This is a genomic window from Arthrobacter sp. 9MFCol3.1 (genome assembly GCF_000620385.1).
GTDB lineage: Bacteria > Actinomycetota > Actinomycetes > Actinomycetales > Micrococcaceae > Arthrobacter.
Genome location: NZ_JIBJ01000018.1, coordinates 14,980 through 27,545, shown reverse-complemented (window position 1 = coordinate 27,545; position 12,566 = coordinate 14,980). Strand labels below are relative to the sequence as shown.

Below are 12,566 nucleotides of genomic sequence, written 5' to 3'. Positions count from 1 at the left end.
TTGGCGGCTAGGACTGGGCTCAAGGGGAGTATGTCCATTGGCCACGGGTGGCGGAGGGCATGCTCGTTCCGCTGGGCCGTGTCCGTGGGACATCCTCCTTCTTCAGAACCAACCTCGGCGGTATTCAAAACGAACCGGGTCTTCTCCAGGGCAGCTGACCGTAGGACATGCTCATTCTTCGCGGCCGGGACTGGGCATAAGGGGAGTATGTCCATTGGCCACGGGTGGCGGAGGGCATGCTCGTTCCGCGCGGCCGTGTCCGTGGGACATGCTCTTTCTTCAGAACAACCTCGGCGGTCTTCAGAACAACCCCGGTCTTCTCCAGGGCAGCTTCCGCGGGGCATGCTCATTCTTCGCGGCCAGGACTGGGCACAAGGGGAGTATGTCCATTGGCCACGGGTGGCGGAGGGCATGCTCGTTCCGCTGGGCCGTGTCCGCGGAGCATGCCCATTCTTCAGAACAACCCAGGTTCTTCAGAACAACCCGGGCCTTCTCCAGGGCAGCTTCCGCGGGGCATGTCCATTCTTCGCGGCCAGGACTGGTCATAAGGGGATCATGTCCACTGGGCGCGGGCAGAGGAGGGCATGTCCCGGCGGGCGGACACGGCTGTCAGCGCCACCGCCTAGACTTAGATACACCATGGATATGTTGTTTGACCCTTATGCCGACGGACCCTTCCAAGCTGCCTCCAAGGCGGCGGCAGGCACTAAAGCGCGGGCCGGGTCCGGCCTGGCGGGCCTGGATTCAGGGCCGGATTTCGCCCCGCATGGTGGCCCGCATGGCGGCCCGCACGGCGGAAGCGCGCACGGCGACGGGCCCGACGGCGGCTGGGACCGCCCGCAGCTTCCGAACGCCGGCGAACTCCTCGAGGGGCTGAACCCCCAGCAGGAAGAAGCAGTCAAGCACGCCGGCAGCGCCCTGCTGATTGTGGCCGGCGCCGGCTCGGGCAAAACCCGTGTGCTCAGTAACCGGATCGCCTACCTGATTGCCACGAGGCGGGCGCACCACGGCGAGATCCTGGCCATCACCTTCACCAACAAGGCCGCGGCCGAAATGCGGGAACGGATCGAGGTGCTGGTCGGCGGCCGGGCCAAGACCATGTGGATCTCCACCTTCCACTCGTCCTGCGTCCGGATCCTGCGCCGCGAGGCCAAGAACGTCGGGCTGAACTCCAACTTCTCGATCTACGACTCCGCCGACTCGCTGCGCCTGATCACCCTGGTCGCCAAGAACCTGGACCTCGACCCCAAGCGCTTCGCGCCCAAGGCCATCCAGCACAAGATTTCCGCGCTCAAGAACGAGCTGATCGACGCCGACAGCTACTCCTCCAGTGCCAACTACAACGATCCCTTCGAGCAGGCCGTCGCCGAGGTCTTCAAGGGCTACACCCAGCGGCTGCGCCAGGCCAACGCCATGGACTTCGATGACCTGATCGCCGAGACCGTCTACATGTTCCGGGCCTTCCCGGCGCTCGCCGACTCCTACCGGCGCCGCTTCCGGCACGTCCTCGTGGACGAGTACCAGGACACCAACCACGCCCAGTACGCCCTGGTGCGCGAGATCGTCGGCGAAGGTCCCGAGGCCGCCGAGCTCACCGTCGTCGGCGATTCAGACCAGTCCATCTACGCCTTCCGCGGCGCGGACATCCGCAACATCGTGGAGTTCGAGAAGGACTACCCGGACGCCCGCACCATCAAGCTCGAGCAGAACTACCGGTCCACCCAGACGATCCTCAGCGCCGCCAACTCGGTGATCTCCCGCAACCCCAACCGGCCGGAGAAACGGCTCTGGACGGCCGAGGGCGACGGCGAGAAGATCGTCGGCTACGTCGGCGAGAACGAACACGACGAGGCCCAGTTCATCGCGAAGGAAATCGACCGGCTCCAGGACGAGGGCGATCTGCGCCCCGGCGACGTCGCCATTTTCTACCGCACCAACGCCCAGTCCCGCTCGATCGAGGACGTCCTGGTCCGCGTGGGGCTGCCCTACAAGGTGGTCGGCGGCACCCGCTTCTACGAGCGCAAGGAGATCAAGGACGCCCTCGCCTACTTGCGCGTCCTGGTCAACCCGGACGACGACGTCAACCTCCGACGCATCCTCAACGAACCCAAGCGCGGGATCGGTGACCGTGCCGAGGGTGCCGTCGCCGCCCTCGCCGAGCGTGAGCGCACCTCGTTCATGGCCGCCGCGAGGCGCGCCGACGAGGCCCCGGGCATGGCGACCCGGTCGGTCAACGCCGTGCTGGGCTTCGTGAAACTCCTCGACGACCTCGCCGAGGTCGCTTCCGGCTCCGGCGCCGCCGCGGCCCTCGAAGCCGTGCTCGAACAGACCGGCTACCTTGCCGGGCTGCGGTCCAGCACCGACCCGCAGGACGAGTCCAGGGTGGAGAACCTCGCCGAACTGGTCGCCGTCGTCCGGGAATACGAACGGGACAACCCCGAAGGCTCGCTCGGCGCCTTCCTGGAGCAGGTCTCCCTCGTCGCCGACGCCGACCAGATCCCGGACGCCCCGGGCGGTGACGCCCAAGACGCAGCCGCCGCCGTCGCCGAAGCCAAGCGGCTCGGCGTCGTCACCCTCATGACGCTGCACACCGCCAAGGGCCTGGAATTCCCGGTGGTGTTCCTTACCGGCATGGAACACGGGCTGTTCCCGCACCAGCGTTCCGCCACCGATCCCAAGGAACTGGCCGAGGAACGCCGGCTGGCCTATGTGGGCCTGACCCGGGCCCGCAAGCGGCTGTACCTGACCCGCTCCGAAGTCCGCAGCATGTGGGGCCAGAGCCAGTACAACCCCGCGAGCCAGTTCATCGAGGAGATCCCGGCCGAGCTCGTCGAGTGGAAGCGCGAAGGCGCCAGCCGCCAGGGCGGAGGCTGGGGGAGCGGTGCCGGGATCGGGTCCAGCCGCTATGGCGGATCGTTCTGGGGTGCAGGCACCGCCCGCGGCGCCGCGGCCAGCCCGTCCGCCGGGTTCAACGCCGACGTTCCCGCCGCCGTGGCCAAGAACAGGGTCCAGCCGCAGAAGGAAGTCGTCGCCGTCAGTGTCGGGGACAAGGTCAACCACACCAGCTTCGGGAACGGGACCGTCCTGGCGGTGGAAGGTGCCGGGGACAAGACAGTCGCCAAGGTCAAGTTCGACGTCGGCGAGAAGCGGCTGCTGCTGCGCTATGCGCCGCTGACCAAGCTGGACGCCTAGCTGACCGCACAGCTGGACGTTCGGCCGAAGACCTGGCGGGAGCCGGGAGCGGAACCCGGAGACCGGTCCGCCGGCACCCCACGCTGCCGGATGCACGGGCGTTCGCCGTACGTTACGAACGCGCGTCTGGTACGGCCGCGCCGGCCTTCGGAGCGCCGTCGAACACCCCAAAAACCCCGTAATCTAGCGGTTTTTCTACGCTCCATAGAATAGTGTCCTTACTCACATAACCGGTACTCTGGAACGGGCTGGTCCGATCGAAGGACTAGAGTTCCCAAAGGAGCATTGCGCCGTGTGGCTCGTTTCCAAGCTTGTCGCAGGGTGCGTTTATTCCGCAGCCCGGTAACCGCGAGTACGTGGGGTCCGGCTGTACAGAAACTACTTCGACGTAGAAGGACACTAAACCGTGGACCTGTTTGAATATCAGGCGCGCGATATGTTCGAGGCGCACGGTGTACCCGTGCTTGCTGGCATCGTGGCGCACACCCCTGAAGAAGCAAAGGCAGCTGCCGAGAAAATCGGCGGCGTAACTGTCGTAAAGGCGCAGGTCAAGGCCGGAGGCCGCGGCAAGGCCGGCGGCGTCAAGGTCGCGAAGACCGCTGACGAAGCGTTTGAACACTCCACCAACATCCTCGGGATGGACATCAAGGGCCACACCGTCCACCGGGTGATGATCGCCCAGGGCGCAGACATCGCCGAGGAATACTACTTCTCCGTCCTTCTGGATCGGGCCAACCGCAACTACCTGGCCATGTGCTCGGTTGAAGGCGGCATGGAAATCGAGCAGCTCGCCGTTGAGCGCCCCGAAGCCCTGGCCAAGATCTCGATCGACCCGGCCGTGGGCATCGACCAGGCCAAGGCCGACGAAATCGTCGCCGCTGCAGGCTTCGCCGAGGAACTGCGTGGCAAGGTCGCCAGCGTAATCCTGAAGCTCTGGGACGTTTTCAAGAAGGAAGACGCCACCCTCGTGGAGGTCAACCCGCTGGTCCTGACCGGCGCCGGCGACATCGTTGCCCTCGACGGCAAGGTCTCCCTCGACGAGAACGCCGACTTCCGCCACCCCAAGCACGCTCACCTTGAAGACAAGGACGCTGCTGACCCGCTCGAGGCCAAGGCCAAGGCGCAGGACCTCAACTACGTCAAGCTGGACGGCGAAGTCGGCATCATCGGTAACGGTGCCGGCTTGGTCATGTCCACCCTCGACGTCGTTGCCTACGCCGGCGAGAACCACGGCAACGTCAAGCCCGCCAACTTCCTGGACATCGGCGGCGGAGCCTCCGCCGAGGTCATGGCAGCGGGCCTCGACGTCATCCTGGGCGACCCGCAGGTCAAGTCCGTCTTCGTCAACGTCTTCGGCGGCATCACCGCCTGTGACGCCGTCGCCAAGGGCATCGTTGGTGCACTGGCCGAGCTGGGCCACTCCGCGAACAAGCCGCTGGTCGTCCGCCTCGACGGCAACAACGTTGAGGAAGGCCGCCGCATCCTGGCCGAGGCCAACCACCCGCTGGTTACCCTGGCCGCCACCATGGACGAGGGCGCCGACAAGGCTGCCGAGCTCGCCAACTCGAAGTAAGCACCGGGAAGTAAGGCGACTCAATCATGTCTATTTATCTGAACAAGGACTCCAAGGTCATCGTCCAGGGCATCACCGGCGGCGAAGGCACCAAGCACACCGCCCTGATGCTCAAGGCCGGCACCAACGTTGTTGGCGGCGTCAACGCCCGCAAGGCCGGCACCACGGTCCTGCACGGTGACACCGAGATCACCGTTTTCGGCACCGTCAAGGAAGCCATGGCCGAGACTGGCGCTGACGTTTCCATCGTCTTCGTGCCGCCGGCCTTCACCAAGGACGCCGTCGTTGAAGCCATCGAGGCCGGCATCGGCCTGGTTGTCGTCATCACCGAAGGCGTGCCGGTCCAGGACTCCGCTGAGTTCTGGGCACTGGCCCAGTCCAAGGTTGACGCCAACGGCAAGCAGGTCACCCGCATCATCGGACCGAACTGCCCCGGCATCATCACCCCGGGTGAGGCCCTCGTCGGCATCACCCCGGCCAACATCACGGGCAAGGGCCCCATCGGCCTCGTCTCCAAGTCGGGCACCCTGACTTACCAGATGATGTACGAACTGCGCGACCTTGGCTTCTCCACCGCCATCGGCATCGGTGGCGACCCGGTCATCGGCACCACGCACATCGACGCCCTCGAAGCCTTCGAGGCCGACCCGGAGACCAAGGCGATCGTCATGATCGGCGAAATCGGTGGCGACGCCGAAGAGCGTGCCGCGGACTACATCAAGGCCCACGTCACGAAGCCGGTTGTCGGCTACGTGGCCGGCTTCACCGCTCCGGAAGGCAAGACCATGGGCCACGCAGGCGCCATCGTCTCGGGTTCCGCGGGCACCGCCCAGGCCAAGAAGGAAGCCCTCGAGGCTGCCGGTGTCAAGGTCGGCAAGACGCCGTCCGAGACCGCCAAGCTCCTGCGCGAAGTCTTCGCGACCCTCTAGGTCCGAGGCGCCACAGCACCACAGCAACGCGGGGTCACTTACGGCCCATTCCACTCGGTGGGATGGGCGCGGAGTGACCCCGCGTTGTTTGTTTAAGGCTGCGTCCTAGACCTTGGCCCCGCTGATGACTTCCTCGAGCCGCTCGTAGGCTTCGATCATGCCGCCCTCCATTCCGGACTGCGCCATGCCGTCGCGAGCCTCCATGCTGGGGTAGACCGCCCGGGCGCGGAGGCGGCAACGGCCGCCGCCGAGATCCTCGAAGGTCAGGAACTCAATGCTCACCACATCCGGGTAGCCGTCGAATTCGAAGGTTTGGATGGCGAAGTCGTTCTCGCGGACAGTGTGGAAGACGCCGCTGAAGACATACGCGCTGCCGTCCGGTGCGGTATGGGTGTAGCGGTAGCTGCCGCCGGTCCGGAAGTCGTAGTGGTCAATGGTCATGGTCATCCGCCGCGGACCGAGCCACTGGGCGACGAGCTCGGGGTCCTTGTGCGCCCGGAAGACCTCGGCAACGGGAAAGTCGAAGTCGCGCTCAAAGTCGATGAAGGGCAGCCCTTCGGGGACTGTCAGTTTCAGTGCGTTGCTCATGATGCATCCTTTGCCTGTGTGCCGCCCTGGGCGGCGCGGATTTCAAGCACGGCGTCAAGGCTGCGGAATTGCCCCTCGCGGACCAGCCGGTACTGGTCGATCCAGGCAGTGAGCGCTTCCAGCCGTGCAGGGTTCAGGTGCACGGGCCGGCGCTGGGCGTCACGGGTGCGCGTGACAAGTTGCGCCTGCTCGAGGACCTGGATGTGTTTCGAGACCGCCTGCTTGGTGATCGCGAAGGGCTCCGCCAGTTCGTTGACGGTGGCCGGGCCCCGGCTGAGCCGGGCAATGATGCGGCGGCGGACCGGATCGGCGAGGGCCAGGAAGGCCGCGTCGAGCTCACCGTCGTCGCTGGAATCCATGGCGTGTGGCCTCCTCGTCGCTCGGCTAATCAATCCATAGATTGATCAACCTTTTGATTGTTTAAGGATAGGACGGGACCCGCGGCAAGGCAAGGACGGTAGCGCTCCCGTGGCGGAAGGGGGCACCGCGCCGCGGTGAACTCTCGGCGAACGTCCGGCCAATGGGGCGCAAAAAACGATTTTTGGCCGGCCGGGCGTGGAGATACTGGAAGGCATGACTACCTTTTCTCGTCGTCAAGTATTGCGTTCAGCGGGGGTCGCCGCCGTTGCCGGGGCCATGGCCGCCAGCACCTCCGAGAACGCATTTTCAGCCTCCCCAATCGGCCTCTTTGGCCACGGGATCGCCTCAGGAGATCCCATGCCGGGCAGCGTGCTGCTGTGGACCCGCGTCACGCCCACCCCGGAATCGCTCCCCGGCAGCGGTGCCGGTCCGGACGTTTCCGTCCGCTGGGAAATATCCGCCGATCAAGCGTTTACGAAAGTAGCTGCCAGCGGTACTGCCTCCACCGGCCCGGCCCGCGACCATACCGTCAAGGTCGTTGCAGGCAGGCTGTTGCCCGCCACGAACTACTGGTATCGGTTCACCCTGGGGCAGGAGACCTCACCCGTGGGCCGCACGCGAACCGCGCCGGCCGCGGGGGCAGCGGTGGACCGGCTGACATTCGGGGTGGTTTCCTGCGCGAACTGGCAGGCTGGATATTTCTCCTCCTACCGCCATCTGGCCGCGCGCGGCGACCTCGACGCCGTCCTCCACCTGGGTGACTACCTCTACGAATACGCCCCCGGCGACTACCAGGCCCGCGACGTCGTGGTCCGGCCGCACGAGCCGGCCCTCGAGATGACCCGCCTGGAGCACTACCGCCGACGCCACGCCCAGTACAAGACCGATCCGGACCTCCAGGCCCTGCACGCTGCCGCCCCGTTTATCGTTACCTGGGACGACCACGAATCGGCCAACGACGCCTGGCAGGGCGGCGCCGAAAACCACACTCCGGGCGTCGAAGGCGCCTGGAGCGAGCGCTTCGCCGCCGCGCACCAGGCCTACGCCGAGTGGATGCCCGTCCGCTACGAGCCCGGTGGCCAAATCTACCGCCGCCTGGAGTTCGGCTCGCTGGCTAGCCTGGCCATGCTTGACCTGCGCTCCTACCGTGACCAGCAGGCGGCCAGCGGCGCGGACTCCTCAATCAGCAGCCCCGCCCGCACCATCACCGGCACCGCCCAGATGGACTGGCTGCTGGGCAACCTTAAGTCCGATGGTCCGCAATGGAAGCTCGTCGGCAACCCCGTCATGATTGCCCCGGTCCGGGTTCCCTCGACCCTGAGCACCGCTGAATTGGCTGGTGTGCAGAAGCTGATGGGCGGGACAAGCATCAATGGCGTGCCCTACAACGTGGACCAGTGGGACGGTTACGAGGCCGACCGCAACCGCGTGGTCCGCCACCTGCGCGACAACGCCGTCAAGGACACGGTGTTCCTCACCGGCGACATCCATTCCGGCTGGGCCTGCGACATCCCCGCGGATCCGGCCAGCTACCCGGCCACCGGCGATTCCGTGGCTGCGGAACTGGTCTGCACCTCCGTCACGAGCGACAACCTCGATGACATCCTCAACGTTCCGCCCCGGACCGGATCCGTCGGCGTTGAGAACGCCATCAAGGCAGCCAACCCGCACGTGAAGTATCTGGACTTCGACTCGCACGGCTTCTCAGTCCTCGAGGTGACGCCCGCCGGCGTCCGGATGGACTGGTACGTCCTCGCGGAGCGAACGGACCCGGGGTCCCAGGCCACGCGATCCACGTCATTCCAGGTGCAGTCCACCTCCGGCAAAGTCACCCGGATGCAAGGAGGCCTTCAGTGAGTCGCTCAGCCATTAACCGCCTGACACCGGGCCGCCGGCAGTTCCTGCAACTCGCCGCCGCCGGCGGTGCCGCCGTCGTCCTTTCCGCAGCGCCGGGCACCACCTGGGCCGCCCCTGCCGCAGTCCGGACCAGGAGCTACGTACTCGTGGTGGACGGCTGCCGCCCGGACGAGATCACACCCGCCCTGACGCCGAGGCTCGCCGCTCTGCGGGCCGCCGGGTGCAATTTCCCGGCGGCACGCTCCCTGCCGGTCATGGAGACCATACCCAACCACGTCATGATGATGACCGGGGTCCGCCCGGACCGCTCGGGAGTTCCGGCCAACGCCATCTTCGACCGGGCCGAAGGCGTGGTCCGAGACCTCGACCGCTCTACCGACCTGCACTTCCCGACACTCTTGGAGCGGCTGCAGGAACGCGGGCTTACCACAGGGTCGGTGCTCAGCAAGAAGTACCTGTACGGCGTCTTCGGTGCCCGGGCCAGCTACCGCTGGGAACCCCAGCCAGTGCTTCCGGTAACCGGACACGCGCCGGACGCCGCCACAATGGACGCCCTTCTGGCGATGGTGAGCGGGCCCGACCCCGACTTCGTTTTCACTAACTTGGGTGACATTGACCGCGTCGGCCACTCTGACCTTTCGGGAACCACGCTGCGGGCAGCACGTGAAACTGCCCTCGCGGACACCGACGTACAGGTGGGGCGCTTTATTGACCACCTCAAGAGCGCCGGCAAGTGGGACTCCAGCGTAGTGATGGTGCTGGCCGACCACTCGATGGACTGGTCGGTCCCGAGCAATGTCATTTCCATCGACCTGATCCTCCAGTCCCGTCCGGAACTGCAGTCCAACGTCAAAATCGCCCAGAACGGCGGGGCGGACCTGCTCTATTGGACCGGCGCCGACGCCGACCGCGCGGCCGGACTGGCCGCCGTCGAACAGTTGGTCGGCGCCCATGAGGGGGTGTTCTCGGTGAACAGGCCGGGGGAGCTGCGCCTGGGGGCCGAAGCCGGCGACCTGGTGGCCTACTGCCGCGCGGGCTGGCGTTTCTCCGACCCCTACGTTGCCTCTAACCCCATCCCGGGCAACCACGGACACCCGGCCACGGAGCCGATTCCGTTCTTCGTCTCCGGAGGCAGTCCGCTGGTGGCGAAGAGTGTTGTGTCCTCCGAGGCCGCCAGGACAGTGGACGTCGCGCCGACCATCGGCGGAATTTACGGGCTGAAACCGCCCGCCGGCGGCTACGACGGCACGGCCCGGAGTTCTGCCTTTACCGGCTAGTCCGGCCTGCCGCTCCGGCAGGCGCAATACCCCAGCGCGGGGTCACCTCGCGCCCGTCCCGAACCCCGGGATGGGCGCCAGATGACCCCGCGCTGCTGTGTCCATGCGGAAAATCCTTGCACCGTTTCAATTAAGTTTGTTAGTATGTCAGGACAAACTACTGAAGGAGATGCGAGTGCCTCTCGTGCGAATCGACGTCAATCAGGGCCGCACCCCGGAGCAGCTCCGCGGGCTCAGTCGGGGAATCCATGCCGCCATCGTGGCCGAATACGGCATCCCGGAGCGGGACTACTTCCACGTGCTGACCGAGCATCCCGCGGGGCAGATTGTCGCCCAGGATGCCGGGCTCGGCTTCGAGCGGACGCCGGACGTGGTGATGATCCAGATTTTCACCCAGGCCGGGCGCAGCCAGCCCGCCAAGCAGTCCCTGTTTGCCGCCATCGCGGACAAGCTGGCCGCCGCGGGGGTCGCCGGCGAGGACGTCTTTATCGGATATGTCGAGAACACGGCGGGGGACTGGTCCTTCGGTTTCGGCCAGGCCCAGTACGTAACGGGTGAGCTCGGCATTCCCGCCAAGTAACTACCGGGGTGGTGCCGGCGCTGGCGCCGCAGCGGCACCGCGCGGGGCGGCATTTGGTGCTCCTGTGTCATGTTGTAAATATGTCAGTACAAACCTTTGACAGTACATGGATTCTGAGGCAAAGTAGTGGTTGTGGCCCGGCTCACGCCGGCCCCCTAAGCACCGAAGCTCAGGCTGCGCAAAGGTACCGAGTTCACACCAGAAAGGTCCGCGATCACCGTGACCCACGAACTGCTCACGATCGGGCGCATCAGCGTTGATATCTACCCGAATGACATCGGGGTGGATCTGGAGGATGTCACGTCCTTCGGAAAGTACCTTGGCGGATCACCGTCCAACGTGGCGGTCGCCGCTGCCCGCCACGGCCGCCGCACCGCCGTCATCACCCGCACCGGCGACGACGCCTTCGGCAAATACCTGCACCGCGAACTGCGCAAGTTCAACGTGGACGACTCCTTCGTCACCCCGGTCAAGGAATGGCCCACCGCGGTCACGTTCTGCGCGATCAAACCGCCCGAAGACTTTCCGCTCTACTTCTACGGACGGTTCCCCACGGCCCCGGATCTGCAGATCAAGGCCGAGGAGTTGGACCTGGACGCCATCAGGGACGCGGGCATCTTCTGGTCCACCGTCACCGGTCTCTGCCAGGAGCCCAGCCGCGCCGCGCACCTCAAGGCCCACGAGGCGCGGCCCCACACCGGGCTGAAGCCCGGCCAGTTCACCATCCTGGACCTCGACTACCGGCCGATGTTCTGGGCCTCCGAGGAGGAAGCCCGGGAGCAGGTCGCCAAGATCCTGCCGCACGTCACCGTGGCGATCGGCAATGACAAGGAATGCGCCGTCGCCGTCGGCGAGGGCACCCCGGACGAACAGGCGGACCGGCTGCTTGCCGCCGGCGTCGAAATCGCCGTCGTGAAGCTGGGCCCGGAAGGGGTCATGGCCAAGACCCGCACCGAGCGTGTGGTCTCCGCCCCGGTGCCCGTGGAAACCGTCAACGGCCTCGGTGCCGGCGACTCGTTCGGCGGGGCCTTCTGCCACGGCCTGCTCTCGGGCTGGCCGCTCGCCCAGGTCCTCGACTTCGCCAACGCCGCCGGCGCCCTCGTCGCGTCCCGCCTGTCCTGCGCGGACGCGATGCCGACGCCGGACGAAGTCATGGGCCTGCTCGCCGAGCGCGGCCGCCTGCTGCCGGGTACCTACGCCACCGAAGGAGCAGCACTGTGAGTGCAAACCCAGCCGTCGCCGCCCGTGCGGTGAACGATGATCCCCGCCGCTACGAGCACCTGAGCATCATCCGGCTCGAAGATCCGGAAGCGATCGCCCGCGCCGCCAAGGCACGGCGCCGCCACCCCGGCGTCCGGGCCCACCGGCAGAACTTCATTGTGGCCGCCGACCACCCGGCCCGCGGCGCGCTCGCCGTCGGGAATGATCCCGTGGCCATGGCCGACCGCCGCCAGCTCCTGGACCGCCTGCAGATCGCGCTGGCCAACCCGGACGTCGACGGCGTCCTCGCCTCGCCGGACATCATGGACGATCTGCTCCTGCTCGGCGCGCTCGAGGGCAAGCTGCTCTTCGGCTCCATGAACCGCGGCGGCCTCTCCGGCCTGGTGAACGAATTCGATGACCGCTTCACCGGCCACACCGCGGCAGCGCTCGAGGCCCTGGGCGCCGACGGCGGAAAGATGCTCACCCGCATCTGCCTTGGTGACCCGGACACGGTGGTGACCCTCGAAGCAACCGCGCGGGCGATCGATTCCCTTGCCGAGCGCAGGCTGATCGCCATGGTGGAACCGTTCCTCTCCGTCCGCGAGAACGGCAAGGTCCGCAACGACCTCTCCACCAACGCCGTCATCAAGTCAGTCGCCATCGCCGAAGGCCTCGGTGCGAGCAGCGCCTACACCTGGATGAAGCTGCCCGTCGTGGCCGAGATGGAACGCGTCATGGCGTCCACCACCATGCCCACCGTGCTCCTCGGCGGAGACCCGGACGCCGGCCAGGACGAGGTGTTCGCCAGCTGGCAGGCCGCACTGGCCCTGCCGGGCGTCCAGGGCCTCACCGTCGGCCGGACCCTGCTCTACCCGCAGGACGGCGACGTCGCCGGCGCCGTGGCGACCGCCGCGTCGCTGCTGCACCATTCCGCCTCAGAATCCACCCGCACCACAGAAGTATCGGAGTAGCTTCCCATGGGAATGAGCACTGCATCAGGAACACGC

The 12,566-nt window shown here is 66.5% G+C and carries 10 protein-coding genes; 8 read left to right on the top strand and 2 right to left on the bottom strand.

What is annotated here, in order from left to right; genetic code table 11:
* Nucleotides 1-639 precede the first annotated feature (639 nt).
* From pcrA to sucD, 3 genes are all read left to right on the top strand, one after another.
* Nucleotides 640-3,192 carry a DNA helicase PcrA gene (gene pcrA / locus C560_RS0115500; RefSeq protein WP_043423253.1) on the top strand — a complete coding sequence of 851 codons (2,553 nt, stop codon included), beginning with the start codon at nt 640-642 and terminating at the stop codon, nt 3,190-3,192.
* Nucleotides 3,193-3,598: 406 nt separating this feature from the next.
* The gene (gene sucC, locus C560_RS0115495) at nt 3,599-4,765 is read left to right on the top strand and encodes an ADP-forming succinate--CoA ligase subunit beta (protein WP_026538886.1); all 1,167 of its coding nucleotides are present in this window, start codon (nt 3,599-3,601) and stop codon (nt 4,763-4,765) included.
* Between the two features lie 26 nt (nt 4,766-4,791).
* Entirely contained in the window at nt 4,792-5,694 is a 903-nt protein-coding gene (sucD, locus tag C560_RS0115490) for a succinate--CoA ligase subunit alpha (RefSeq protein WP_018776033.1), read from the top strand.
* A 105-nt stretch (nt 5,695-5,799) separates the two neighbouring features.
* On the opposite strand, the gene C560_RS0115485 is transcribed toward sucD, so the two are convergent.
* Both C560_RS0115485 and C560_RS0115480 read right to left on the bottom strand, forming a co-directional pair.
* Nucleotides 5,800-6,282: an SRPBCC family protein gene (locus C560_RS0115485; protein WP_026538885.1), complete on the bottom strand. Its 483-nt coding sequence runs from the start codon at nt 6,280-6,282 to the stop codon at nt 5,800-5,802.
* Nucleotides 6,279-6,641 (bottom strand): ArsR/SmtB family transcription factor, encoded by a 363-nt coding sequence (locus C560_RS0115480; RefSeq protein ID WP_043423252.1) that lies wholly within the window; start codon nt 6,639-6,641, stop codon nt 6,279-6,281. The genes C560_RS0115485 and C560_RS0115480 overlap by 4 nt, the downstream gene beginning before the upstream one ends.
* A 214-nt stretch (nt 6,642-6,855) precedes the next feature.
* On the opposite strand from C560_RS0115480, the gene C560_RS0115475 reads away from it, so the two are divergent.
* The 5 genes from C560_RS0115475 (at nt 6,856) to C560_RS0115455 (ending at nt 12,530) form a co-directional block, all read left to right on the top strand.
* Entirely contained in the window at nt 6,856-8,499 is a 1,644-nt protein-coding gene (locus C560_RS0115475; RefSeq protein WP_026538883.1) for an alkaline phosphatase D family protein, read from the top strand.
* Nucleotides 8,496-9,776, top strand: a complete 1,281-nt coding sequence (locus C560_RS0115470) for an alkaline phosphatase family protein (RefSeq protein ID WP_026538882.1) — start codon at nt 8,496-8,498, stop codon at nt 9,774-9,776. Before C560_RS0115475 ends, C560_RS0115470 begins: the two co-directional genes overlap by 4 nt.
* Nucleotides 9,777-9,951: 175 nt before the next feature.
* Nucleotides 9,952-10,356 carry a tautomerase family protein gene (locus tag C560_RS0115465; RefSeq protein ID WP_026538881.1) on the top strand — a complete coding sequence of 135 codons (405 nt, stop codon included), beginning with the start codon at nt 9,952-9,954 and terminating at the stop codon, nt 10,354-10,356.
* 219 nt (nt 10,357-10,575) lie between these two features.
* On the top strand, nt 10,576-11,577 hold the full coding sequence (gene iolC / locus C560_RS0115460; RefSeq protein WP_026538880.1) for a 5-dehydro-2-deoxygluconokinase: 1,002 nt from the start codon (nt 10,576-10,578) through the stop codon (nt 11,575-11,577).
* Nucleotides 11,574-12,530, top strand: a complete 957-nt coding sequence (locus C560_RS0115455; protein WP_026538879.1) for a Cgl0159 family (beta/alpha)8-fold protein — start codon at nt 11,574-11,576, stop codon at nt 12,528-12,530. The genes iolC and C560_RS0115455 overlap by 4 nt, the downstream gene beginning before the upstream one ends.
* The last annotated feature ends 36 nt before the right edge of the window (nt 12,531-12,566 follow it).